Source organism: Micromonospora sp. HM134 (assembly GCF_007833915.1).
GTDB classification, from domain to species: domain Bacteria; phylum Actinomycetota; class Actinomycetes; order Mycobacteriales; family Micromonosporaceae; genus Micromonospora; species Micromonospora wenchangensis.
On record NZ_CP041061.1, the window covers coordinates 6728050 to 6752160 of the forward strand.

Sequence of the window (24111 nt, forward strand, 5' to 3'; positions counted from 1 at the left end):
CCCGCCGCCACGGGCGACCCGGCGAGGTCAGCCGGTGGCCGACCGCCCGCCGGAGCCGCATCCGGGTCAGCCGGTGGTCGCGCCGGCCGGGGGCGCTCACCGCCACCGTCGAACCGCACCAGGGTCGGCCGGCGATCGACCGCCGCCGAGCCCGCTCACCGCCCCGGTCGACCCGGGCCGGGTCAGCCGGCGACGGCGAGGGCGAGCGGGAGGACGTCGGGGGCACCGGTCCGGCGCAGCAGGCGGGCCACCATCGTCATCGTCCAGCCGGAGTCGACCAGGTCGTCGACGAGCAGCACCGGGCCGTCCAGCCCGGCCAGTGCCCCGGCCACCTCGTCGCCGACGGTGAAGGCGTCGTGCAGGGCGCGTACCCGCTGGGCGCTGTTGCCGCGCGGCCCGCCGGCCCCGGCCGGACCGGTCGGGGTGACCGGGCCGAGCAGCGGCAGCCGGCCGACCGTGGCGATCCGCTCGGCGAGCGACGCGACCAGGGTCGGGTGGCTGCGGGAGCCGACCGCGACCACGCCGGCCGGACGGCGCGGCCACGGATCGTCGCCGTGGGCCCAGGCTTTCAGCACCTCCACCACGGCGGTCACGACGTCGTCGGGCACCGGGCCGTCGGCCGTGCCGGGCCCGACCAGGGCGCGCAGCCGGCCGCCCCAGCCCAGGTCGGACAGCCGCCCCACGGCCCGGCCGGGCAGTGCCTGCTCCGTCGGGGGAATCCGCCCCTTCAGCGGTACGCCGACCACGTCGAGGCCGGTCGGCCAGAGCTTCTTGGGGGCGATCTGCACCCCGGGGCGGCCGAGGAAGGTCTGCGCGGCGGTCAACGCGGGGCCGGACACTTCGGCGGTGAACAGGGGCGCGGCACAGCGGTCGCACCGGCCGCAGTCACCCGCCCCGCTGTCGTCCAGGCAGTTCCGCAGGTACCGCATGCGGCAGCCGGGCGTCGTGGCGTACTCGCGCATGGCCTGCTGTTCGGCGGTGCGGGCCTCGGCGACGCGGCGCAACCGGGCCTCGTCGTAGGTCCAGGGTTCGCCGGTGGCGAGCCAGCCCCCGCGTACCCGGCGGACCGCGCCGTCGACGTCGAGCACCTTGAGCATCAGTTCGAGGCGGGTCCGGCGCAGGTCGACGAGGGGTTCGAGGGCCTGGGTGGAGAGCGGCCGGTCGGTGTGCAGGGCGGCCAGCACGGCGCGCACCTGCTCCTCCGGAGGGAAGGCGAGCGAGGCGAAGTAGCGCCAGATCGCCGCGTCCTCGACCCCGGGCAGCAGCAGCACCTCGGCGTGTTCGACGGCCCGACCGGCACGGCCGACCTGCTGGTAGTAGGCGATCGGCGAGGGCGGCGCACCCAGGTGCACCACGAAGCCGAGGTCGGGCTTGTCGAACCCCATCCCGAGCGCGCTGGTCGCCACCAACGCCTTGATCTTGTTGTCGAGCAGGTCCTGTTCGGCGGCGCGGCGGTCGGCGTCCTCGGCCTGGCCGGTGTACGAGGCCACCGACCAGCCGCGCCCGCGCAGGAACTCGGCGGTCTCGGTGGCCGCCGCCACGGTGAGCGTGTAGATGATCCCCGAGCCGGGCAGCGCGTCCAGGTGATCGGCGAGCCAGGCCAACCGGTGCGCCGGGCTGGGCAGATCGAGCACGCCGAGGCGCAGCGACTCCCGGTCCAGGGTGCCCCGCAGCACCAGCACGTCGGCCCGCCGTCCACCGGCGTCGGCGGGCGACGCGGCAGGATCGGCGGTCGGCGTTGCGTCACGGTCCGACGCCGGGGCGGCGCGGTCGGCCCGTGGGGCCGGTTCGGTGCCGAGTTGCTCGGCGACGTCCCGGGTCACCCGCTCGTTGGCGGTGGCGGTGGTGGCCAGCACCGGGGTCCGCTCCGGCAGGTTGCCCAGGAAGGTCCGCAGCCGGCGGTAGTCGGGCCGGAAGTCGTGCCCCCAGTCGGAGACGCAGTGCGCCTCGTCCACCACCAGCAGCCCGGTGGTGGCGGCCAGCCTCGGCAGGACGGTGTCCCGGAAGTCGGGGTTGTTGAGCCGCTCGGGGCTGATCAGCAGCACGTCCACCGTGCCGGCGTGGATCTCGGCGGTGATCTCGTCCCACTCGTCGAGGTTGGCGGAGTTGATGGTGCGGGCCCGGATGCCGGCGCGGGCCGCCGCCTCCACCTGGTTGCGCATCAACGCCAGCAGCGGCGAGACGATGACCGTCGGCCCGTGCTCACCGCGTTCGCGTAGCAGGGCGGTGGCCACGAAGTAGACCGCCGACTTGCCCCACCCGGTGCGCTGCACGCAGAGCACCCGACGCCGGTCCACCACCAGCGCCTCGATGGCCCGCCACTGGTCCTCCCGCAGCCGGGCGTGCGCGCCGGCCAGCCGCCGCAGCACCTCCTCGGCCCGCTCCCGTACCGCCGCCCGATCCTGCTCCCCCGCCGGCCCCTGATCCACCCGCCATTCCTACCACCCCGGCCGGACACCCCGACCTCCCACGCAGTTGATCAAGAGGTTTACGTCATGATCCGCGCTCAGGGTGACGCAAACTTCTTGATCACCGGGGCGACCGGGCGGGGGGTGATCAGCGGTCAGACCCGCTGACCTGCCCCACGGCAACCCTGCGTGCACGCATGGCCGGCCGCCGGACCGGCGCACCCGACAAGCGTGAGGACCCCCGCCCCTCGTCGGTGGTCCTTGACCGGGGGTTCCACCCTGGGTGGCAGAGTCCTCACCCTCCGGAGGCAGGAATGCGTTGGCTCATCATCCTCATCGTCGTACTCGTGGCCCTCGCAGCCGTGGCATGGTGGCGCCGTGGCCACCGGCCGGTGACCGACGGGGACCGGCAGGTACGTGACCTGGCGGCATCGGAGCAGGCCCGCCGCCGCTTGGACGATCACCGGAACCCGACGGACGGTAGCAACCTCCGCAGCACCGGGGGAGGGAGTCTGTGACCGGACTCCCGGCGGTACGCCGTCGCGCCGATGGCGACTGATCCACCTCCCGACCCCCGGTGGCACCCGATCCCCCACTCACCTCGGATCGACGCATCCCACCCACCCGGCCCGACGCCGACCCCTGCGGCCGTGCCCTCGCCCGCCCCAGGATCCGGGGTCACGCCACTCCCCTGAGCCGATGTAGCGGTGTCCGGCCGGCAAGACACCGCCACATGGGCGACACGGCGTGGATCAGGCACCTGCCGCACCACCCACGGACGCGCCGGCAGCAGTCAGGGAGGCGCACCGGCCCACCGCCTGCGTCATTTCCCGACCAGCGCGCACCGGGCGGGCTCCACCAGCCGGGCCGTTGGATTGTGGAGAGTTGTTGTCGCCTGGGCCGCAACAACTCTCCACAATCTGACGGGGTTGACCACCGCTATCCCGGTCGCGGCAGCGACTTCCCCAGCGTGCGTACTGCGGTCGACGACATCGCCGCCAGTTCGGGCTGGGCGGGCAGGAAGACCGTGGGGATACCCAGTGACTCGTTCATCGCGGCGAGCCGGCACTCGGCCTGGAGGTCGGTGGTGTTCCGGACGCCCCGGACGATCACTCCCGCCGCGTGGCGCAGGCAGTACTCGGCGGTCAGCCCGCGCCAGGCGGCGACGGTGACGGAGGTCCAGCCGGCCGGCAGGACAGCCCGGACGGCGGTGGCCCGCTGCTCCTCGTCGACGCCCGGATGCTTGCTGCCGTTGACCGCGACGAGCACGACCACCTCGTCGAAGAGGGCGCGCGCCCGGTCCACCACGTCCAGGTGCCCGGGGGTGAAGGGGTCGAAGCTGCCGGGGTAGACGGCACGAACCCGACCGGAGCTTCCTGCCGGTGGCAACCCGTCGACACCCATGCCCCGACTGTAGGTGCCGGCCGCCGTCTCGATCGACTCACGTGGGCCGATGTAGCGGTGTCCGGGCGAGGGGACACCGCTACATCGGCGACACAGGCCGGATCAAGCGCGCGGATCAGCGGGTGGACAGGCCGGCGCGGGCGGCGACGGCGGTGTCCGGCTGATCGGCGAAGACACCGTCCAGGCCGAGGCCGAGGAAGAGTTCGTACTCGGCGGTGATGTCGCCCCGGGCGTTCGGGTCGGCGCCGATCCGGAAGTCGACCGGGAGGAACTGGTTCTCGGCGCGGAACGTCCACGCGTGCACCACCAGCTGGTGCCGGTGCGCGTCGCGGACCACCGTGGTCGGGGCGAGCAGCCTGCCGGCGGCGTCCCGGGGGACGATCAGGTTCTTGTTCAGCCCGACCCCGTCGGCGTACCGGGCGATGCCGCGCAGGCCGGCGGCGGAGGCCAGGTCGAGGTAGGTGCGGGGGTCACCGGCGGCGGTGAAGTCGTACGGCCGGCCGGTGGCGTCGAGGAGCTGGACCAGCGGCACGTCGATCATCCGGTCGAGCGCGCGCAGGTTGGCGGTCTCGAAGGACTGGATGAACACCGGGTCGTCGCGGTGGGTCAGCTTGTTCCGGCGCAGCACCGCGACCAGCGGCTCCTCCAGCGGCAGCCCGATCGAGGCGAAGTAGGTGGGGTGCTTCGTCTCCGGGTAGACGCCGATGGTGCGGCCCCGGGCCTTCGACTCGGCGCGGGCCAGGTCCAGCACCTCCTGGAAGGTGGGCACCTCGAACCGGCCGTCGAACGCGGTGTTCGCCACCCGCACCTGGGGCAGCCGTTCCTTGGCCCGCAGCGTCTTCAGCTCGGCGAGGGTGAAGTCCTCGGTGAACCAGCCGGTGACCGGCACCCCGTCGATGGTCTTCGTGGCCTTGCGGCCGGCGAACTCCGGGCGGGCCGCCACGTCGGTCGTACCGGAGATCTCGTTCTCGTGCCGGGCGACCAGCACCCGGTCCCGGGTGGAGACCAGGTCGGGCTCGATGTAGTCGGCGCCCATCCGGATCGCCAGCCGGTACGCCTCCAGGGTGTGTTCCGGGCGGTAGCCGCTGGCCCCCCGGTGGGCGATCACCAGGGGCCGGTGGGTGGCCCGGTCGGCGCGGTCCACGTCGTCCTCGCGGGCCGAGGCGGCGCCGGGAACGGCCACCGGGACGGCGACGGCCACGGCGAGCAGCGCGCCGGCCACACCGAGAGCGGAAAGGGTACGTCGCAACGCGATCTCCTTGGTCGATGGGCACCCGGCCGAACGCCGGTACGCCCCAACGGGCGCTCACAGCAGACCGGGCGCGGCTGACGGCCAGTTGGTCGCCGCCTGGCCGCCAGGTGAACCCTGCGGGGAAACCGGGACCGGCCCGGGATACGCGATTCACCGGCCCGACCCCGCCGGAATCGACAGGATTGTCTGGTGCGCCGGTTCCTTCGTCACCCCGTCCGGCTGGTGCCGTTCGGTTTCCTGGTGGCGATCGTGATCGGCACCGGCCTGCTGATGCTGCCCTGGGCCACCAGCGCGCACCGGTACACCCCGCTGGTCACCGCGCTGTTCACCGCCACCTCGGCGGTCTCGGTCACCGGCATGGCGGTCACCGACACCCCGAACTACTGGAACGGGTTCGGGCTGGTGATGATCACCGTGCTCACCCAGGTCGGCGGGCTGGGCATCCTCACCGGCGCGGCCCTGGTCAGCCTGGCGGTCACCCGGCAGCTCGGGCTGCGTAACCGGCTGCTGGTGCAGGCCGAGACCGCCGAGTACGGCTTCGCCGACCTGCGCCGCCTGCTGCTACGCATCGCCGGCACGGTGTTCGGGTGCGAACTGGTGATGACCGCGGTGCTCACCGGCCGGCTCTGGTTCACCTACCACTACCCGCCCGGCCGGGCCCTGTGGTCGGCGGCGTTCCACTCGATCCAGGCGTTCAACAACGGCGGCTTCACCCTCTACACCGACGGGCTGGTCGGCTTCTCCCGCGATCCGTGGGTGTCGCTGCCGCTGGCCCTGGGCGCGATCGTCGGCGGGCTGGGCTTCCCCGCGCTGTTCGAGGCGTTCCGCCAGCGCCGCCGGCCGGGCCGCTGGGCGGTGGCCACCAAGCTGACCATCTGGGGCAGCGTGGTGCTGGTGGCGGTGGGCTTCGTCGGGCTACTCACCACCGAATGGGACAATCCGTTCACCATCGGCACCTACGACACCCCGGACAAGCTGCTCGCCACGTTCACCCAGATCGCGCTCAGCCGTACCGGTGGATTCGACGTGATCGGCGTGGCGGCGCTACGCGAGGAGAGCTACCCGCTGCTCATCGCCCTGATGTTCATCGGCGGTGGCAGCGCCAGCACCGCCGGTGGGATCAAGGTCTCCACGTTCTTCCTGCTCGGCTTCGTCATCTGGGCGGAGCTGCGCGGCGAGCCCGACGTCACCGTGGGCCGCCGCCGGATCGCGGAGGCCAGCCAACGCCAGGCGTTGACGGTGGCGCTGCTCAGCGTCGCGCTGGTGACCGCCGGCACGCTCGGCCTGACCGTGCTCACCACCGACGTCCGGTTCAACGAGACGATGTTCGAGGTGACCTCGGCGTTCAGCACCGCCGGCCTCACCGTCGGGCTCACCCCGCACCTGCCCGCGTCGGGGCAACTGGTGCTGACCGTGCTGATGTACATCGGGCGGATCGGCCCACTCACCCTCGGCTCGGCGATCGCGTTGAACACCCGACGCCGGCTGTACCGCTACCCGAAGGAGCAACCCGTTGTCGGCTAGGGACGAGGGCGACGGCGACATCGCCGTGATCGGGCTGGGCCGGTTCGGCTGTCACCTGGCCGGGGCGTTGACCCGGCTCGGCCACCAGGTGCTCGCCGTGGACCGCAACCCCGAACGGGTGCAGCGCTGGTCGGCGTCGCTGGACCGGGTGGTGCAGGCCGACGCCACCGAGGAACAGGCGCTGCGGCAGCTCGGCATCGGCGACTTCTCCCGGGTGGTGGTCGCCATCGGCGCCTCGGTGGAGGCCAGCGTGCTCACCGTGCTGGCGCTGACCGAGGTGGGCGTACCGCAGGTCTGGGCGCGGGCGACGTCCCGCAAGCACGCCAAGATCCTGGCCTCGGTCGGCGCCCACCACGTGGTCTTCCCCGAGGCGGAGACCGGGGAACGGGTGGCCCACCTGATCGTCAGCCGGATGCTCGACTTCATGGAGTTCGGCGACGACTTCGCCATCGCCAAGGTGCCGGTGCCCCCGCCACTGGTCGGTCACCGGCTGCGGGACCTGGCCGTGCAGGAGCGCTACGGGGTGATGGTGGTCGGCGCGAAACCGGCGGGGGAACGCTTCCGGTACGCCGACCCGGACACGGTGCTCGGGCCGGGCAGCATCCTGATCGTGGAGGGCGGGATCGCCCAGGTGCAGCAGTTCGCGACCCTGCACTGACCGCGTTGTCCGCCCGCCGCGACCGGCGACAGCCACCGGATCGAAGCCCCGGGCCTCAGCCCCGGGGCCCCTTGCCGGGACCGCCACCCGGACCCCCGACGGGGCCACCGCCAGCTGCGCCCCGGCCTCCCTTCCCCGTCACTTTCCCGCTTTTCCCGATGCCGCACCCGGCCCCTTGCCCGCCGCCGGGCCGGGCCCCTTGCCGGGCTTCTCAGCCTTCGGCTTGGGCTTCGCCGGGCCGGCCGCGCCGGACCCGCCCTTGCCCGACGTCTTACCGGACGTCTTCGCCGGTTTCTTGGCCGCCGGCTTCTTCGCCGCCGGTGGCTTCACCACGGGGGCGCTGCCGGCCACCCCGGAGACCCGCACCCCGCAGCTCGACTCGCCGACGGTGAACTCCAGCGGCAGCGGGTTGCCCCCGGTGTACCGGCCGGTCAGCGCGACCTTCTCCGACGCGCCGGGGGCCAGCGCGGCGCGGCCGGCCGCCGGGGTGACCCGCACCAGGCGCCCCTCCTGGCGTACCCCGGGGGTGGTCGTGGTGACGGTCTGCTGGCCGGGGAAGGCGAAGCTCATCGTCCAGTCCCGCAGTTCCCGGGGGCCGGTGTTGGTCAACGTGAGCTGCGCGGCGAAGTCCTTGCCGGAGTCGCTGCGCAGCGCGTACTCGACCTCGCACGGAATGGTCTCGGGCAAGCCCATCCGGGCCTCGGTGGGCCGGTCGACGCCGCCGCTGGCGGGGCTGCGCGAGGTGAACCCCCAGATCGCCGCGGTGACGGCGACCAGGCTGGCGGCGGCCACCCCGGCCTCGATCCGTCGGCGGCGGGCAGCGGCCCGGCGGTTGCGGGTCCGGCCCGAGAAGGGCAACGCGTCGGTGTCGGCCGACCAGGGCAGGATCGTGGTGCCGGCGTTGGCGAGCAGGGCCGGGTCGCCCCGCCCGGGGGCCGGCGACACGGGCACGGCCGCGACCATCCCGGCCGCCGAGGCGAGGGTACGCGCCACCTCGGCCGTCGCCGGGCGGTCCTCGGGACGCTTGGCCAGGCAGCGGCCGACCAGCTCGACCACCTCCTCGGGGAGCCCGCGTACCGGGGGCATCGGCTCCGGGTCGTGGTACATGTGCGCCCGCAGCATCTGCGTGGTGGTGCTGGCCTGCCAGGGCAGCCGTCCGGTGAGCATCCGGTAGAGCAGCAGCCCGACGGCGTACACGTCGGTGGCCGGGGAGACCTGGCCGTTGTCGAGACGCTCCGGGGCGAGGTAGGCGGGGGTGCCGAGCAGGGTGCCGTCCGGCCCCTTCTCGCTCTCCCCGACCAGCGCCGAGATGCCGAAGTCGACCACCTTCACCCCGGTGGCGGTCAGCATGACGTTGCCCGGGGTGACGTCCCGGTGCACCACCCCCCGGGCGTGCGCGGTGGCCAACGCCGAGGTCACCTCGGCGCCGATGGTCACCGCCTCCCGCCAGGGCAGCTGCCCGTCGCGGCCGAGCCGCGCGGTGAGCGGGCCGCCGTCCACCAGCTCCATCACCACGTACGGCACGGTCAGCCCGACCTGCTCGGACTCGCCGTAGTCGTACACGTTGGTGATGTTGGGGTGGCAGAGCCGGGCGGCGGCCTGCGCCTCGATCCTGATCCGGTGCCGGAAGGCCCGGTCGCTGGCCAGCCGCGAGGCGAGCACCTTCACCGCGACCTGACGGCCGAGCACCTGGTCGTAGCCGCGCCACACCACGGACATGCCGCCCGCGCCGAGCTGCTCGATCAGCCGGTACCGCTCACCGAGGAGCTGGGCGGCGTTCCGGACTCCTGCACCCATGGTCGACCGAGTTGCCCGGGACGGCGCGGCCTACACCTCGATGGTCGTAATCGGTCAGGAAAGTCACCCGATCAGGCGGTCGCGAGCAGTTGGTCCACCGGGGCGTAGTCGTCGGTCAACACCAGCGCGCCGTCGACGAACCGGGTCACCTCGCTGCCGGCGAGCATGTCGGGGATCTTCGCCACCGTGCCCAGCCGGGTGCGCAGCGCCTCCAGCGGCAGCGGGGCGTCCGAGGCGACGATGAGGAAGTTGCTGCCCTGCTGCCCGGCGATCGCCTCCGGCGGCGCGACCAGCGCCACGTGCCCGAACTCGGCGGCCACCGTGGCCAGCTCCGACCGGATGAACCGGCCCGGCGGGTAGTCGATGACGTTCTGCACGTAGATGCCGCCGGGACGGAGCACCCGGTCGACCTCCGCCGCCATCTCCCGGGTGGCCAGGTGCCACGGCACCACCAGGTGTCCGAAGGCGTCCCCGACGACGAGGTCCCGGCTGTCCGCCGGCTCGCCGCCGACCAGCATCCGGGCGTCGCCAACCTCCGCCCGCAGCCCCGGCCCCGTCCGGACGCCCAGCTCCCGCCGGTCCAGGTCGACCAGCTCACCGTCGATCTCGAAGACCACGTTGTCGGTGCCCGGCCGGGTGGCGCTCAGGTAGCGGGGCATGGTGAACCCGCCCCCGCCCAGGTGCAGCGCGTCCAGCCGCTGCCCCTTCGGGGCGAGCACGTCGGCGACCGCGCCGATCCACTGGGTGTACTCGTACTCCAGGTGCGTCGGGTCGTTCAGGTCGACGTACGAGTGCTGGGCCGAATTGAGGTAGAGGGTGCGCCCGCCGGCCCGGTCCGGATCACGTTCCACCCGGGCGCAGTGGTAGGCGGTCTCCACGTCGCACGGGTTCGGCGCGACCGCGCTCAGCCCCGCCGCGAACAGCCCGAGCACCGCCAGGGCGGCCTTCGCCCGGGTCGGGCCGGGCAGCCCGGCGCCCTCCTGCCGGCGCAGGTAGATCCCGAGCGCCAGCCCGGCCACGCCGAGCGCCGCCGCCAACCCGACCAGGATGACGGTGCTGGGCAGCGCCGCCACCAGCACGAACCCGGTGACCAGGGTGGCGGTGATGCCGCCGAGGGTGCCGATGCCGGAGAGCCGGCCGACGACCTGCCCGGTACGCCGCAGGTCGGACAGTTGCAGCTTCACCACCAGCGGGGTGACCGCCGACAGCAGCGCCGCCGGCACGAACACGGCCAACGCGGTGAGCAGCAGGATGCCACTGACCGCACCGCCGCGCAGCAGCTCACCGGCGTACCGGACCACCGGCAGGGTGACCGCGGCGGTGATGCCGGCCAGGATCAGCGCCGGGGCGAGCAGCCCGCGCGGGTCCCGCCGGTCGGCCAGCCAGCCGCCCGTCCACGCCCCGTACGCGATGGCGGCCAGCGCGATACCGATCACCGAACTGGTCACCTGGAGGGTCACCCCGACGTACGGGCCGACCAGGCGCAACGAGACCGTCTCCAGCACCAGCACCGCGCCGCTCGAAAAGAAGACCAGGAACGCGGCGAGCCCGTTGGGCAGGGCCCGGGAGGAGGTCGGCGCGGGGGGCGTCGGAACGGTCACGACGTCGGACGATGAGCTGCTCACCGTCGCGATGCTACGTCCCGTTCCTGGGCCGGACGGTCAGTACATCGAAAGATGAACATGGTTTGTGTGGTCGGCGGCCGGGCTGCCCGACCCGCTGTACGCCCGCCAGCCGGTGTTCGGCATCCAGATCTGCCGGTACCAGATCACGTACAGCACACCGAGCCGGTTGGCGTTGTTCTTGAAGTAGTTGGCCAGGCTGTCGCCGTACGCCTTGTCCCCGCCGGTGGCCGTCTCGTCCTTGAAGCCGCTGGTGGCGGCCGAGAAGTCGCAGGCCCGGCCCTTGGGGTGCTCGCCGCCCCCGCCGCTGCGGTGGCAGGAGACGTACCGCTTGTAGCCGGCGGCCTTGGCCTGCTGCATGGCGTGCAGGGTGCGCGGGGTGATGCAGCCGGAGGTGGTCGGGTCGTTCACCGAACACGACTCGCCCGGCCACGACCCGTCGGAGTTGCGCGGGGCCGGCTTCGCCGAACTCGACCCGCCGCTGAAACCGGCGCTGCTGCCCGAGCTGACCGTGGCCAGGGCGCGCTCGGCGTCCCGCTTCTTCTTGGCCAGCGTGGCGAGCTGCTTCTGCTGCTCACGGACCTCGGCGTCGATCGCGATGGTGGCCTCGGCGGCGGTCTGCCGGGCCTCGGCCAGGGCGCGGAGCTGCTTGCCGTCCCGCTGGGCCATCATGTCCAGGTCGGCGGCCCGCTTGAGGAACGCCTCCGGGCTGGCCGTGTTGAGCAGCATCGACGTCGGCGTCAACCGGCCCACCCGGTACGACTGCGCGGCCACCTCGCCCACCTGGGTGGTCAGCTCACCCAGCCGCCCCTCGACCTCCTTGAGCTGGGCGGCCAGCGCGCTCTGCCGCCGCTTGGAGGTGTCCAGCTTGGCCTTGGCCTCGATGTGCCCCTTGGCCGCCGCCGTCAACGCGTCCCGCAGCTCCTTGGTGCCACCCTCGCCGGGTTCCGCAGCGGCGGGCACCGCTCCGACGCCGAGCAGCAGCGCCACCGCGGCGAGCAGCACGGTCAACGGCCGACGCAGACGCGGCCGGGTCAGGCTGGTCGTGGGCACGGAGGTGTCCTTCCCTCTGCCGTCGACGCCCGGCCGCGGGCCGGTGCGGCGGCGGTCCCGCCGGCCCCGGTTGGCGGCCTGGGGGCGGAGACCGCCGGTCACATTACCGCAATCACGCCCGGTCACCAGGCCCGTGACGGGACCGGACGGCGACCCTCGACCGGGAGTGTCGAGCCGGTAGCCGAGGGTCCACCACCGTCGATCCCTCCGGCGGTAGAGCCGGCAGCCGGGCCGGTGGCGCGGTCCGCCGGAGCCGCGGAGCCGGACCGGCGGTTCAGTCGCCGAGCAGCGCGGCCCGGACCTCGTGCCAGGTCTGCTCGTCGGAGGCGACCAGCAGGCCCGGACCGTCGTCGGCCGGGTGGTACTCGGTGCCGTCGAAGCGGCGGGCCACCCCACCCGCCTCGCGCACCAGCAGCGCGCCCGGGGCATGGTCCCAGGGCAGGGTCCGCCAGAACAGGACGAACTGCTGGTCACCGGTGAGCAGGTCGAGGTACTCCCGCCCGGCGCAGTGCTGGCCGGGCAGCAGCTCCCCGATCCGGCTGCGGCCGGCCGCCACCCGGTCCCGGGTGGCCCGGGGCAGGTACTGGACCATCGCGGTGCCGCGCAGCCGTTCCGGCGGCAGGACGGGGGTCTCGCGCACCGGCCGGCCGTCCAGCCGGGTGCCGACCCCGGCGCGGGCCACGGCCATCGTCCCGGCCAGCGGGTCGAACACCCAGGACGCGGCCGGCTCACCGGCGGAGAGCAGGGCCACCATCAGCGCGAACGGTCGTCGTCCGGCGGCGAAGTTCCCCGTCCCGTCGACCGGGTCGACCACCCACACGTCGCCGTCGCCGCGCAGGTGACGCAGCAGCGACCCGTCCTCGGCCACCGCCTCCTCGCCGACGACCAGGGAACCCGGCAGCAACCGGCGCAGTTCCGCCGAGATCCGCTCCTCGGCCCGCTGGTCGGCGACGGTGACCAGGTCACCCGGCGCCTTCTCGGTGACGTCGGCGTCGTCCAGCTTGCGGAACAGCGGCAACACCACGCTCGCCGCGGTCTCCCGCAGCAGCGCGTCGACGTCGTCGAGCAGCTGGTCAGCCACGCGGCGGCAGCTTGACCACGCTGACGAAGAACTCGTCGATCTGGCGGACCACCGAGATGAAACGCTCGAAGTCCACCGGCTTGGTCACGTAGGCGTTGGCGTGCAGCTGGTAGCTGCGCAGGATGTCCTCGTCGGCCTGGGAGGTGGTCAGCACCACGACCGGGATACGGCGCAGCTCCTCGTCGTTCTTGATCTCCTCCAGCACCTCCCGGCCGTCGCGGCGGGGCAGGTTCAGGTCGAGCAGGATCAGGTCGGGGGTCACCGCGTCCGCGTACCGGCCCTCGCGCCGCAGGTAGGCCAGCGCCTCGGCACCGTCGGAGACGACCGTCAACCGGTTGCGGAGCTTGTGCTCCTCGAACGCCTCCTGGGTCATCAGCACGTCGCCCGGGTCGTCCTCGACCAGCAGGACCTCGATCGGGCTCTTGCCGTCCGCCGGCGCGGTCATCCCACCCTCTCCTTCGTGCCACCCGTTGTGCCGTGCCCCGGCGGCCCGCCGGGTGGGTCCTCGTGCTGCGTGCCGTCCGGTTGCCGGCCGACAGGCGTCGGCCGGGCCACCGGATCGGCCTCGTCGGCGGTCTCCCCGACCGGCTCGGGGGTGGCGTCGTCGGCGGTCGCCGCCGGGCTCTCCCCGTCGACCGGCGCGTCGGTGTCGCCGTCGGTCGCCGCCGCGTCCGCCTCGGCCGCCGCCTTCGCCGCCTCGACGTCCTCCGGCCGGGCCGGCAGGGTGAACCGGATCGCCGTCCCCTCGGCCTGGTCGGTGTCGACCCAGACCCGACCGCCGTGGTACTCGACGATCTTCTTGACGATGGCCAGACCGATGCCGGTGCCAGGGTAGGCGTCCTTGGCGTGCAGCCGCTGGAAGATCACGAAGATCTTGTCGGCGAACTCGGCCTCGATGCCGATGCCGTTGTCCTGGCAGGTGATCTCCCACTCGTCACCGACCAGCCGGGCCGAGACCCGCACCTTCGGCGCGACGTCCGGGCGGCGGAACTTCACCGAGTTGCTGACCAGGTTGACCAGGAGGTTGGTGAGCAGCGGTTCCTCGCCCCGGATCACCGGCAGCTCGCCCCAGGTCAGCTCCGCGTCCGCGTACTGCCGGCCCGGCTCGGTCTGGCTGGCCACGTCGCCCATCACCTTGTTCAGGTCGACGTCGACGAAGCCGGTGGTGAGCCGGCCGATCCGGGAGAACGCCAGCAGGTCGTTGATCAGGCGCTGCATCCGCTGCGCGCCGTCGACCGCGAACGCGATGTACTGGTCGGCCCGCTCGTCGAGCTGCCCCGCGTACCGGCGTTGCAGCAGCTGGCAGAAGCTGGCCACCTTGCGCAGCGGCTCCTGCAGGTCGTGCGAGGCGACGTAGGCGAACTGTTCCAGGTCACGGTTGGACCGGGTCAGCTCCTCGGCCTGCTTCTGCAACTGGCTGTTGACCCACTCGATGTTCTCCCGGGCGGCCCGGACCTCGGCCAGGTCCTTGGCGATCTTCTGCCGCATCACGTCGACGTCGTCGGCGAGCCGGCGGAACTCCGGCGGCCCCGACCCGGCGATGTGGTGCTGGTAGTCGCCCGCGGCGACCTCCCGCACCTGCTGCGCCAGGCCGGTCAGCGGCCGGATCACCATCCGTTCCAGGGAGAGCAGCATCAGGGTGCCGGCGAGCACGACCACCACCGCCGCGACGATCAGCAGCATCACCAGCATGTTGCCGCTGCGCTCGATGTCCCGGGCACCCCGCTCCCGCTCGGCCAGGATCGCCGCCTGGAGGTCACCCACCGACGCCCGGATCTCGTCGAACTGCTGCCGCGCCTGCGCGGTGATCAACGCCTGGCCGGCGGCCGTGCCGCTGCGTTCCGTGGTGGTGATCACCGGCTCGGCCACCGTCTGCCGCCAGTCCGCCGCCTGCTGCTGCGCCGTGCGCAGCGCACCCGCGATCGCCGGGTAGTCGCGGCTCAGGTCGGCGATCGTGGCGGCCACGTCGCGCTCCTGCTGCACCCCCTGCTCGTACGGGGCCAGGTCGGCACGGTTGCCGCTGACCGCGTACCCCCGGATGCCGGTCTCCTGGTCGAGCAGCGCGTTGAGCATCTCCTGACCCTGCACGCGCAGCGGGCCGGTGCGGGTGAGCAGCGCGTCGGTGTAGGCGCGGTTCTTCGCCGCCACCACCGCCTCGGCCACGGCCAGCCCGACCAGCAGCACGCCGACCACGGTGAGCAGCGCCAGCACCCGGCGACGCAGGGTCCACCCCCGGCGGTACGTGTTCACCGGCCACCGCCCCGGGTGACCAGCAGCATGGCGACGTCGTCGGCGAGCGGCCCCCCGTTGATCTGCTCGGCCCGACCGACCAGCCAGGCGGGCAGCTCGGACAGCGGCACGGCGTGGTTGGCGCGTTCCTGGAGCAGGCCGGTCAGCCCGTCGACGTCCAACCGGTCGTCGCCGTCACCCACCCGCCCCTCGATCAGGCCGTCGGTGTACATCAGCAGGGACCAGTCATCGGTGTCGAACTCCAGATCGAACGCGACGGGACGGCGGGGTCGTACGCCGAGCAGCAGGCCGCCACGGGCCGGGACCGGCGCGACCTTGCCGCCGGACAGCAGCAGCGGCGGCGGGTGGCCGGCCAGCCGGACGACGGCCCGGTTGGCGGCCAGGTCGAGCCGGGCGGTGGCGACGGTGGCGAAGATCTCCTGGAGCCGGCGCTCGCTCATCAGCACCTGTTCCAGGGCGGGCAGCACCTCGTCGTCGGGCACCCCGGCCAGGATCAACGCCCGCCAGGCCACCCGCAGTTCGACGCCGAGCGCGGCCTCGTCCACCCCGTGCCCGCAGACGTCGCCGACGATCAGGTCGACCCGGTCCGGCCGGGTCTGCACCACGTCGAAGAAGTCCCCACCGATCAGCGCCGCGTGCCGGCCCGGCCGGTAGAAGGTGTGCACCGCCACCTCGTCGGTGGTCATCAGCGGCTGGGGCAGCAGGCCCCGTTCCAGTCGGGCCGATTCGGCCTGGCGCAGCTCGATCTCGCGCAGCCGGCGGGCATTCTCGTCGGCCCGCTTGCGTTCCACCGCGTAGCGCAGGGCGCGGGTCAACAGCACCCCGTCGACCTGGCCCTTGACCAGGTAGTCCTGGGCGCCCTCGGCGACCGCGACGATGCCCAGGTGCTCGTCGGAGCGGCCGGTCAGCACGCAGACGGCCGCGCCGCTGGACATCTCCAGCACCCGACGCAGCCCGTCGAGGCCCTGCGCGTCGGGCAGGCCCAGGTCGAGCAGGACGCAGTCGACCCCGGCGATGCGCTGCCGGGCCTCGCTGAGGCTGGTGGCGACCAGCAGGTCGATCATCGAGTTGGTCTCGGCGAGCAGCTCACCGACCAGGAAGGCGTCGCCCTCGTCGTCCTCGACCAGCAGCACCCGCAGCCGTTCGCCCGGCGGCAGGTTGGGGTGGGGCCCGAGCCCGCCGTGCGGGTACGGCGCGACGGAGGGCCCGGCTGTGCCCGGCCCCCGGTGCGACCGGGTCACCGCCGCGAGACGCGGGAGTTCGCTGGTGATGTCGGGCTCCTTCCGAGTGCCCTGCTGATCCTGTATTAGACAACGGTCGCACACAACACGGTCCGCCCGGTCCGGGCGTTCCCGGGCAAGGCCGTCACCAGGTGAGCGTCCGGTCAGCGCCGCGCGTCACGGTTCGGTTCCGGTACGCCCCGGCCGCGCCCCGCCGGGGGCAGGATGGTGCACCACCTTCGCACCACCTCCGAGGAGTTCCCGTGGGCGCACCCCCCGCCTCCGCAGCCGACCGGGCGCTGACCCGCCCCCGGCGTCGTCCGCTTGCCGCCCTGGCCGCCCTGTCGGCGCTGGTCGCGGTGGGCGCGGTCGTGCTGGTCACCCTGGCCACCCCGACGCCCCGACCGGCCGACGCCCCGGCCGACGAGTTCAGCGCCGGGCGGGCGTACCGGACGGTGCAGACGGTGGCCGCCCGCCCGCATCCCGCCGGCAGCGCCGCCAACGACCAGGTCCGTGAGCACCTGGTCGGGGCGCTGCGCGGCCTGGGCCTGGAGACCGAGGTGCAGGACACCGTCGCCCCGGAGGCGGGGCAGCTCAGCGGGGCGGCCGGCGGGGCCACCTTCGCCCGGGTACGCAACGTGGTGGCCCGGCTGCCCGGCACCGCCTCCACCGGCCGGGTCTTCCTGGTGGCGCACTACGACTCGGTGCAGACCGGCCCGGGTGGCAACGACGACGCGGCCGGCACCTCCACCGTCCTGGAGGTGGCCCGTGCGCTGGCCGCCGGCCCCCGGCCCCGCAACGACGTCGTGTTCGTGCTGACCGACGCCGAGGAGGCGTGCCTGTGCGGGGCTGCGGCGTTCGCGGCGAGCCACCCGCTGGCCGCCGACGGCGGGGTGGTGCTCAACCTGGAGGCCCGGGGTTCCACCGGCCCGGTGATCATGTTTGAGACGTCCCGGAACAACGCCGAGCTGGTGGCCGCGTTCGGCCGGGGCGCCCCGCACCCGGTGGGCACCTCGTTCGCGGTGGAGATCTACCGGGCGCTGCCCAACGACACCGACTTCACCGCCTTCCTCGACCACGGCTTCGTCGGGTTGAACTCGGCGTACATCGACGGGGGCGCGATCTACCACACCCCGCTGGACACCCCGGCGGCGATGGACCGGGGCAGCCTCCAGATGCACGGCGACAACGCTCTCGGGCTGGCCCGGGAGTTCGGCCGCGCCGACCTGACGGCGCTGCGCGCCGGCCACGACGCCACCTACTTCCCGGTGCCGGGCGGGCTGGTCCGCTACCCCGGCTGGTTGACCTGGCCGCTGGCCGCCCTGGCGGTGCTGGGCGTGCTGGCGCTGGGCTGGCTGGTCCGGCGTACCGGCCGGGCCGGCACCGGTCGCCTGTTCGCCGGGTTCGGGCTGGCGCTGGTGCCGATCGTGGTCGCCCCGGTCGCCGCCCAACTGCTGTGGGCGGGGATCACCGCGCTGCGCCCCGGTTACGCCGAACTGCTCGACCCGTACCGGCCGGTCTGGTACCGGCTGGCGGTGGTGGCGCTCGCCGCCGCGATCCTGCTCACCTGGTACGCGCTGGCCCGCCGCTGGGCCGGCCCGGCGGCGCTGGCCGTCGGCGGGCTGGGCTGGCTGGCCCTGCTGGGGGTGGTGCTGGCCGCGCTGGTGCCCGGCGGGGCGTACCTGGCGACCCTGCCGGCGCTGGCCGGCGCGCTCGCCGGCCTGGTGGCGCTGCGCACCCGGATCGACGGCCCGTGGCCGGTGGTCGCGGTGACCCTGGCCGGCGCGGTCGCCGTGGTGATCCTGCTACCGACGGTGGTGCTGCTCTTCCCCGCGCTGGGGATGGCGATGGGTGGGGTGGCGGCGCTGTTCGCGGTGCTGCTCGGCCTGGCCGCGCTGCCGGTGCTCGACCTGCTGCACCCGGCGGCCGGCGGCCAGCGCGGCCTGGTCGCCGCCCGCGCCCGCCGGCTCGGCGCGCTGCCGGCCGTCGCCGCCGCGCTCGCCGCCACGGTGTTCGCCGGGGTCGGCCTGGCGGTCGACCGGTTCGACGCCGCCCACCCCGTGCCCACCCACCTGATGTACGCCTTGGACGCCGACACCAACGAGGCGCAGTGGCTCACCCGGGAGGAGGATCCTCAGCCGTGGACCGCCGGATACGTCGACGGCCCCGCCACCGTCGACGGCTTCCCCGGCCTGGGCGATCCGGACCTGCGCGGCGGCCCGGCCCCGGCGGCGAGCCTGCCCGCGCCGACGGTGCAGGTGCTGGCGGACACCACCGCCGGTGGGCTGCGCACCCTGCGGCTGCGGCTGCTCCCCCAGCGCACCGTCCGGCTGGCCACCCTGCACGTGGACGCGACCACGGCCGAGGTGACCCGGGCCGAGGTGGCCGGGCGTGAGGTGCCGGTCGGGCGGCAGCCAGGCGTCGAGGAGGCGAAGGCCGACCGGTGGGGCTTCGGGATCGTCTTCCACGCCCCGCCAGCGGAGGGGGTCGAGGTCACCCTGACCGTGCGGCCCCGGGCGGGGCAGGTGGCGCTGCGGGCGATGGACGCCAGCGACGGGCTGGAGGGGCTGCCGGGGTTCCGTCCCCGGCCTGCGGGGGTGGGGGTGGTGGGTTCGCACACCTCGGAGATATTGGCGGTCGCCCGCACGTATCTGTTCTGACGTCGCGGCTGAAGCGTTGGCCGATAGCACTGCCGGTAGTACCATCGAGCGTGTGTCTTCGGTAAGTCGAATCATGGAAGCGATGCGAACCAACCCTCAGGGCGTCGCCTACAACGACCTGAAGCGGGTGTGCGAGCACTACTTCGGGAAGCCTCGGCAGGACGGCACCTCGCACGCGGTGTTCAAGATGCCGTGGGCCGGAGACCCACGCGTGAACATTCAGAACGACAAGGGCAAAGCCAAGGCGTACCAGGTACGGCAGGTTCTCAAGGCGATCGAGAAGAAGGAGGCCTTGTGATGCAGGACGTTCGCCCCGAGGTGAGTCACTACTCCTATCGCGTCACGTGGTCGGCCCAGGACAACGAGTTCGTCGCCACCTGCGCCGAGTTTCCCTCGCTGTCCTGGCTGGCCCCCTCTCAGATCGAAGCCCTGCAAGGGCTTCAGGACCTGCTGAGCGAGGTGGTCGCGGACCTGGAGCAGCAGGGCGAGGAAGTACCCGAGCCGTTTGCCGATCGGAGCTACTCGGGCAAGTTCAACGTGCGCGTCGGCGAAAGCCTGCACCGCGAGTTGGCCATCCATGCCGCAGAAGACGGGATGAGCCTCAACCAGTACGTCGTACGGAAACTGTCGGCAGCCTGAACAGGGTGGGGCGCCCCGGATGGCCCGGATAACCGGTCGCCCGGACCGGCGGGGCGGACTACGGTCCGCAGGATGCGGCTGGAGAAGGTCACCCCGGAGAACTACGAGGCGGCGCTCACGTTGTCGGTGCGCCCCGACCAGGAGGATCTGGTCGGGCCGGTGGTCAAGTCACTGGCCGAGGCGTACGTCTTCCCGGACATCGCCTGGCCGAGGCTGATCTTCGACGGCGACCGGCTGGTCGGCTTCCTGATGGCCTTCCTCGACTACGCGTGGGGCGACAACCCCGATGATGTCCGGTCCGGCCTCTGGCGGCTCAACATCGCGGCCGACGCCCAGGGGAAGGGGTACGGCCGGTTCGCCGTCGAGGCGGTGTGCGCGGAGATCCGCGCCCGGGGCGGCGACCGGGCGTACGTCACGTGGGTGCCCCGGGAGGGCGGGCCGGAGGACTTCTATCTCAAGCTGGGCTTCCGGCCGACCGGCGAGCAGAGCGAAGGGGAGACGGTCGCCGTCCTGGACCTCTGACCGGGCGTCAGGACGTCCGCATCACTTCCAGCGGAAGTGGACGAAGAGGCGGCCGAAGTTCTTGGAGTCCTTCTCGACCCGGTGGTAGAGCTGCTTGACGTCCTTCTGGTCGAGGAAGCGCAGCACCTTCTTCTTGAGCTGGCCGGACCCCTTACCAGGGATGATCTCGACCAGGGTGGCCTTCTTCGCCACCGCCTCGTCCATGATCCCGCGCAGGGCACGGTCGATGTCGTGACCCTTGTTGAAGATGTCGTGCAGGTCCAGCTTGAGCTTCATCCCGCCTCCCCCACCTGCGCAGCGCCATGGCAGGCCCATCGTAGGCCGGCAGACGTCGGAGCGATGCTCAGGCTTCGTCGGGCAGGTTCGGCCGGTGCTCGCGGATCCAGGCCTCGATGTCCTCGGTACGCCAGATCCGGCCGGTGGCGAGCGACTCGTAGGGCTTCGGCCAGTCGGGGCGCTTCATCAACTGCTCGACGCGTTGCCTGCTCACGCCCAGCCTCATCCGGATCTCGTACGCGCCCATGAGATTCCGGCCCATGAACGGGAGGCTAGACACGTCCCCACTGGGCTAGACCCTAGTTGGGTGACACCCTACTAGGGCCTTGACTAGGGGGTAGCGTATTGGCCACCCTGAGACGGTGAAACCGCTGAACGTTTCCCGGGTGCATGCCCGCCCAGGTGGGGCTGTCCGGCCACACGTACCGATGCGGCCGCTCTGGTTGTGCCGGGTGTGCGACGCGCCCTGGCCGTGTCAGCCCGCCCGGCTGCTGCTGATCCTCGAATACCGGCGGGACCGGGTCGGCCTGTCCGTCCACATGGCCGGGCGGCTGTTCGACGCCACCGGCGACCTGGTCACCCTCAACCCGAACGCCGTACCGACCCCGGCGGAGCTGTTCGACAGGTTCCTGGCCTGGACCAGACGCGGAACCGGGCCGGAGGAAGGGTAGGAACCCCTCCCCCGGCCCGGCGCGGTCTCCGAATCAGCGACCGTTGCCGACCCGGCTCTCCACCCGGCGCAGCGCGGTCACGTAGTCGTCGTTGGTCGAGTGCATCGCCGCCGCGATGCGCAGGTGCCGCAGCGCGTCCGGGTAGCGGTTCAGCCGCTCCAGCGTCCGGCCCAGCACGTGGTGGGCGTAGTGGTCGCTGGGGTCCCGGTCGACCAGCTCCCGCAGCTGCTCCTCGGCGCGGCCGAGCTGCGCGGTCTGGAAGTACGCCCGGGCCAGCAGCTGACGTACGGAGGAGTTGCCGGGCTCGGCCGCCACGATCGGCTCCAGCAGCCGGACCGCTCCGCTCGGGTCACCCATCTCGAAGTACATGGTCGCCCGTCGGTACTCCGCCAGAAGATCCATCCCGACCCACCCCCTCGCGTCACGTCGCCATTGCTCCGACGCTGGCACAACACCGGCCGTACCGCGAGTGTTCCTGGGGGTGGACTTGTGGCTCAGGAGGTCGGCTCGTCCCGTTCGCCGGTCAACTGCCAGGCCCGGACGCCGCCGACGATTCCGGCCGTGTTGGGCACGATCACCACGTCGTCGCCCATCCGGGCCACCTGCTCGGGGCGGATCAGCCGCGCGTTGCCCCCGCCGAGATAGAGCCGGTCCCAGCGGAACACCGGGCGCAGCCCGTCCACCACCTGCCGGATGCGGCGGGACCAGAAGGCGTCGCCGAGCCGCCGCCGCTCCGGCTCCCCGACGTACGTGTCGTAGGTGGTGCCCCAGCGGACCGGGGCGTGCGACAGCTCCAGGTGCGGGGCGAGCCGCCCGCCGTCGAAGAGCGCGCTGCCCAGCCCGGTGCCGAGGGTCAGCACCAGCTCGCAGCCGGTGCCGGCGACCACCCCGGCCGCGTGCACCTCGGCGTCGTTGAGCACCAGCGCCGGCATCCCGAACGCCTCGGTGACCGCCCGCCGCGCGTCGTACCCGGACCACTCGGCGAGCAGGTCCGGGTCGACCCGGCTGCGCGGCCCGGAGCGGGTCACGTAGTGCGGCGTGGCCACCACGACCCCGTGCCGGATCATGCCCGGCATCCCCACCGTGACCCGGTCCGCCGGGGGCAGCCGGCCGGCCAGCTCCAGCAGCGTCTTGACGAACAGCTCCGGCGGCAACGGGTACGGGGTGTCCACCCGGATCACCGGCGCCCGCAGGGTGCCGTCCCCGTCCAGCACCGAGCCCTTGATGCCGCCGCCCCCGCAGTCGATCGCCAACGTCAGTCCCACACCCCCACCTTGCCCCACCCGCCCCCGCTCCTCCCGCCCCTCCCCCACCTTCCGCCGACCGGGGCCGGCAGTGGGCCAGCCACCGAGGCCGGCAGCCGGGCCCGCCGTGGGCCGGGCCGCGCGGCGCCCCCGCCCGGATCGGCGGGCGCTAGGCTCGGGGCCTCATGAGCGCCACGATGATCGCCAAGGGACTCGCCGCCGGGCACGGGGAGCGGATGCTCTTCAGTGACCTCGACCTGGTCGTCGCCCCCGGCGACGTGGTGGGGCTGGTGGGGGTCAACGGGGCCGGCAAGTCGACGCTGCTGCGCACGCTGGCCCGGGTGCAGCCGGTGGAGGAGGGCAGCGTTACGCTGAGCCCGCCCGGGGCCTCGGTGGGCTACCTGCCGCAGGAGACGGAGCGCCGGGCGGGCGAGACGGTCCGCGACTTCCTGGCCCGACGGACCGGGGTCACCGGGGCGCAGGCCGCCCTGGACGCGGCCACCGAAGCGCTCACCGCGGGCACGGCCGGGGCCGACGACGCGTACGCCGGGGCGTTGGAGCGGTGGCTCGATCTCGGCGGGGCGGACCTGGAGGAACGTGCCGAGCAGGTCGCCGCCGAGTTGGGGCTCACCGTCGACCTGGACCATCCGATGACCGGCCTCTCCGGCGGCCAGGCGGCCCGCGCCGGCCTGGCCTCCCTGCTGCTCAGCCGTTACGACGTCTTCCTGCTCGACGAACCCACCAACGACCTGGACCTGGCCGGCCTGGACCGGCTGGAACGGTTCGTCACCGGCTTGCGCGCCGGCACGGTGCTGGTCAGCCACGACCGGGAGTTCCTGACCCGGACGGTGACCCGGGTGCTCGAACTCGACCTGGCGCAGCAGCAGGTCCGGCACTACGGCGGCGGCTACGGTGCCTACCTGGAGGAGCGGGAGGTGGCCCGCCGGCATGCCCGCGCCGACTTCGAGGAGTACGCCGACACCCGGGCCGCGTTGGAGGCCCGTGCCCGCACCCAGCGGGCCTGGATGGAGAAGGGCGTGAAGAACGCCCGTCGCAAGGCCACCGACAACGACAAGATCGGCCGGAAGTTCCGGGCCGAGGCGACGGAGAAGCAGGCGGCGAAGGCGAAGCAGACCGAGCGGCTGATCGAACGGCTCGACGTGGTCGAGGAGCCCCGCAAGGAGTGGGAGCTGCGGATGGAGATCGCCGCCGCGCCCCGGGCCGGTGCGGTGGTGGCCTCGCTGCGCGACGCGGTGGTCCGCCGGGGCGACTTCACCCTCGGGCCGGTGAACCTCCAGGTCGACTGGGCCGACCGGGTGGCGATCACCGGGGCGAACGGCTCCGGCAAGACCACGCTGCTCGGCGCGCTGCTGGGCCGGTTGCCGCTCGACGCCGGGCACGCCGCGCTCGGTCCGGGGGTGGTGGTCGGCGAGGTGGACCAGGCCCGGGGGCTGTTCCTCGGCGACCAGCCGCTGCTGGAGGCGTTCGGGGCCGCCGTACCGGAGATGACGCCGGCGGACGCGCGGACGCTGCTGGCCAAGTTCGGCCTGCGGGCCGCGCACGTGCTGCGGCCGGCGGCGACGCTGTCGCCGGGCGAGCGGACCCGGGCGGCACTGGCGCTGCTCCAGGGCCGGGGGGTCAACCTGCTGGTGCTGGACGAACCGACCAACCACCTCGACCTGCCGGCCATCGAGCAGTTGGAGTCGGCGCTGGCCGGCTACCCGGGGACGCTGCTGCTGGTCACCCACGACCGGCGGATGCTGGAGGCGGTCAGCGTCGACCGCCGGTTGCGGGTCGCCGACGGGCGGATCGCCGAGGACTGATCAGCGT

Annotated in this window: 22 protein-coding genes; 8 read left to right on the forward strand and 14 right to left on the reverse strand. The window is 73.3% G+C overall.

Annotated features, from left to right (window positions below; genetic code table 11):
* Positions 1–182 precede the first annotated feature (182 nt).
* From FJK98_RS29260 to FJK98_RS29270, 3 genes are all read right to left on the reverse strand, one after another.
* The gene (locus tag FJK98_RS29260; protein WP_145921799.1) at positions 183–2429 is read right to left on the reverse strand and encodes a RecQ family ATP-dependent DNA helicase; all 2247 of its coding nucleotides are present in this window, start codon (positions 2427–2429) and stop codon (positions 183–185) included.
* 918 nt (positions 2430–3347) lie between these two features.
* Positions 3348–3812, reverse strand: a complete 465-nt coding sequence (gene coaD, locus FJK98_RS29265) for a pantetheine-phosphate adenylyltransferase (RefSeq protein ID WP_145921800.1) — start codon at positions 3810–3812, stop codon at positions 3348–3350.
* Positions 3813–3927: 115 nt separating this feature from the next.
* Positions 3928–5061 (reverse strand): glycerophosphodiester phosphodiesterase, encoded by a 1134-nt coding sequence (locus tag FJK98_RS29270; protein ID WP_145921802.1) that lies wholly within the window; start codon positions 5059–5061, stop codon positions 3928–3930.
* Positions 5062–5253: 192 nt separating this feature from the next.
* Between FJK98_RS29270 and FJK98_RS29275 the strand changes: the two genes are divergently transcribed.
* Both FJK98_RS29275 and FJK98_RS29280 read left to right on the forward strand, forming a co-directional pair.
* Positions 5254–6588 carry a TrkH family potassium uptake protein gene (locus FJK98_RS29275; RefSeq protein ID WP_145921803.1) on the forward strand — a complete coding sequence of 445 codons (1335 nt, stop codon included), beginning with the start codon at positions 5254–5256 and terminating at the stop codon, positions 6586–6588.
* Positions 6578–7246 (forward strand): TrkA family potassium uptake protein, encoded by a 669-nt coding sequence (locus FJK98_RS29280; RefSeq protein WP_145921805.1) that lies wholly within the window; start codon positions 6578–6580, stop codon positions 7244–7246. The genes FJK98_RS29275 and FJK98_RS29280 overlap by 11 nt, the downstream gene beginning before the upstream one ends.
* A 138-nt stretch (positions 7247–7384) precedes the next feature.
* Here the strand turns inward: FJK98_RS29280 and FJK98_RS29285 are convergent, their stop codons facing one another.
* The 7 genes from FJK98_RS29285 to FJK98_RS29315 form a co-directional block, all read right to left on the reverse strand.
* Positions 7385–9043 (reverse strand): serine/threonine-protein kinase, encoded by a 1659-nt coding sequence (locus FJK98_RS29285; RefSeq protein ID WP_145921806.1) that lies wholly within the window; start codon positions 9041–9043, stop codon positions 7385–7387.
* Positions 9044–9114: 71 nt separating this feature from the next.
* The gene (locus FJK98_RS29290; protein WP_145921808.1) at positions 9115–10668 is read right to left on the reverse strand and encodes a fused MFS/spermidine synthase; all 1554 of its coding nucleotides are present in this window, start codon (positions 10666–10668) and stop codon (positions 9115–9117) included.
* Between the two features lie 36 nt (positions 10669–10704).
* A complete protein-coding gene (locus tag FJK98_RS29295; protein ID WP_145921809.1) occupies positions 10705–11718 on the reverse strand; it encodes a hypothetical protein in 1014 nt (337 codons plus the stop codon).
* A gap of 274 nt (positions 11719–11992) precedes the next feature.
* Positions 11993–12799, reverse strand: coding sequence for an inositol monophosphatase family protein (locus FJK98_RS29300; RefSeq protein ID WP_145921810.1), 807 nt, complete (start codon positions 12797–12799; stop codon positions 11993–11995).
* Positions 12792–13244: a response regulator gene (locus FJK98_RS29305; protein WP_088644726.1), complete on the reverse strand. Its 453-nt coding sequence runs from the start codon at positions 13242–13244 to the stop codon at positions 12792–12794. Before FJK98_RS29305 ends, FJK98_RS29300 begins: the two co-directional genes overlap by 8 nt.
* Positions 13241–15049: an ATP-binding protein gene (locus FJK98_RS29310; RefSeq protein WP_145921811.1), complete on the reverse strand. Its 1809-nt coding sequence runs from the start codon at positions 15047–15049 to the stop codon at positions 13241–13243. The genes FJK98_RS29305 and FJK98_RS29310 overlap by 4 nt, the downstream gene beginning before the upstream one ends.
* Positions 15046–16290: a PP2C family protein-serine/threonine phosphatase gene (locus FJK98_RS29315; RefSeq protein ID WP_194822550.1), complete on the reverse strand. Its 1245-nt coding sequence runs from the start codon at positions 16288–16290 to the stop codon at positions 15046–15048. The genes FJK98_RS29310 and FJK98_RS29315 overlap by 4 nt, the downstream gene beginning before the upstream one ends.
* A gap of 242 nt (positions 16291–16532) precedes the next feature.
* Between FJK98_RS29315 and FJK98_RS29320 the strand changes: the two genes are divergently transcribed.
* The 4 genes from FJK98_RS29320 to FJK98_RS29335 all read left to right on the forward strand — a co-directional run bounded on the left by FJK98_RS29320 (position 16533) and on the right by FJK98_RS29335 (position 20090).
* Positions 16533–18929: a M28 family peptidase gene (locus tag FJK98_RS29320; RefSeq protein WP_145921813.1), complete on the forward strand. Its 2397-nt coding sequence runs from the start codon at positions 16533–16535 to the stop codon at positions 18927–18929.
* An 82-nt stretch (positions 18930–19011) separates the two neighbouring features.
* Entirely contained in the window at positions 19012–19227 is a 216-nt protein-coding gene (locus FJK98_RS29325) for a toxin HicA (protein ID WP_145921814.1), read from the forward strand.
* On the forward strand, positions 19227–19568 hold the full coding sequence (locus FJK98_RS29330; protein ID WP_145923058.1) for a type II toxin-antitoxin system HicB family antitoxin: 342 nt from the start codon (positions 19227–19229) through the stop codon (positions 19566–19568). The genes FJK98_RS29325 and FJK98_RS29330 overlap by 1 nt, the downstream gene beginning before the upstream one ends.
* 72 nt (positions 19569–19640) lie before the next feature.
* Entirely contained in the window at positions 19641–20090 is a 450-nt protein-coding gene (locus FJK98_RS29335; protein WP_145921815.1) for a GNAT family N-acetyltransferase, read from the forward strand.
* Between the two features lie 21 nt (positions 20091–20111).
* Here the strand turns inward: FJK98_RS29335 and FJK98_RS29340 are convergent, their stop codons facing one another.
* Both FJK98_RS29340 and FJK98_RS29345 read right to left on the reverse strand, forming a co-directional pair.
* Positions 20112–20366 (reverse strand): Smr/MutS family protein, encoded by a 255-nt coding sequence (locus FJK98_RS29340; RefSeq protein ID WP_067315484.1) that lies wholly within the window; start codon positions 20364–20366, stop codon positions 20112–20114.
* 67 nt (positions 20367–20433) lie between these two features.
* Positions 20434–20628 (reverse strand): AlpA family transcriptional regulator, encoded by a 195-nt coding sequence (locus tag FJK98_RS29345; RefSeq protein WP_205789268.1) that lies wholly within the window; start codon positions 20626–20628, stop codon positions 20434–20436.
* Positions 20629–20818: 190 nt separating this feature from the next.
* On the opposite strand from FJK98_RS29345, the gene FJK98_RS29350 reads away from it, so the two are divergent.
* Positions 20819–21037, forward strand: coding sequence for a hypothetical protein (locus FJK98_RS29350; RefSeq protein WP_240762415.1), 219 nt, complete (start codon positions 20819–20821; stop codon positions 21035–21037).
* Between the two features lie 33 nt (positions 21038–21070).
* On the opposite strand, the gene FJK98_RS29355 is transcribed toward FJK98_RS29350, so the two are convergent.
* Both FJK98_RS29355 and FJK98_RS29360 read right to left on the reverse strand, forming a co-directional pair.
* A complete protein-coding gene (locus tag FJK98_RS29355) occupies positions 21071–21439 on the reverse strand; it encodes a M48 family metallopeptidase (RefSeq protein WP_088644718.1) in 369 nt (122 codons plus the stop codon).
* 92 nt (positions 21440–21531) lie between these two features.
* Positions 21532–22302 carry an ROK family protein gene (locus FJK98_RS29360; RefSeq protein WP_145921817.1) on the reverse strand — a complete coding sequence of 257 codons (771 nt, stop codon included), beginning with the start codon at positions 22300–22302 and terminating at the stop codon, positions 21532–21534.
* Positions 22303–22466: 164 nt separating this feature from the next.
* On the opposite strand from FJK98_RS29360, the gene FJK98_RS29365 reads away from it, so the two are divergent.
* Entirely contained in the window at positions 22467–24104 is a 1638-nt protein-coding gene (locus FJK98_RS29365) for an ABC-F family ATP-binding cassette domain-containing protein (protein WP_145921818.1), read from the forward strand.
* The last annotated feature ends 7 nt before the right edge of the window (positions 24105–24111 follow it).

Coding starts and splice junctions, on each gene's coding strand:
- FJK98_RS29285 (WP_145921806.1), bottom strand. CDS start 9,043: ATGGGTGCAGGAGTCCGGAACGCCGCCCAGCTCCTCGGTGAGCGGTAC.
- FJK98_RS29345 (WP_205789268.1), bottom strand. CDS start 20,628: ATGGGCCGGAATCTCATGGGCGCGTACGAGATCCGGATGAGGCTGGGC.
- FJK98_RS29365 (WP_145921818.1), top strand. CDS start 22,467: ATGAGCGCCACGATGATCGCCAAGGGACTCGCCGCCGGGCACGGGGAG.
- FJK98_RS29335 (WP_145921815.1), top strand. CDS start 19,641: ATGCGGCTGGAGAAGGTCACCCCGGAGAACTACGAGGCGGCGCTCACG.
- FJK98_RS29325 (WP_145921814.1), top strand. CDS start 19,012: ATGCGAACCAACCCTCAGGGCGTCGCCTACAACGACCTGAAGCGGGTG.
- FJK98_RS29355 (WP_088644718.1), bottom strand. CDS start 21,439: ATGGATCTTCTGGCGGAGTACCGACGGGCGACCATGTACTTCGAGATG.
- coaD (WP_145921800.1), bottom strand. CDS start 3,812: ATGGGTGTCGACGGGTTGCCACCGGCAGGAAGCTCCGGTCGGGTTCGT.
- FJK98_RS29340 (WP_067315484.1), bottom strand. CDS start 20,366: ATGAAGCTCAAGCTGGACCTGCACGACATCTTCAACAAGGGTCACGAC.
- FJK98_RS29305 (WP_088644726.1), bottom strand. CDS start 13,244: ATGACCGCGCCGGCGGACGGCAAGAGCCCGATCGAGGTCCTGCTGGTC.
- FJK98_RS29330 (WP_145923058.1), top strand. CDS start 19,227: ATGCAGGACGTTCGCCCCGAGGTGAGTCACTACTCCTATCGCGTCACG.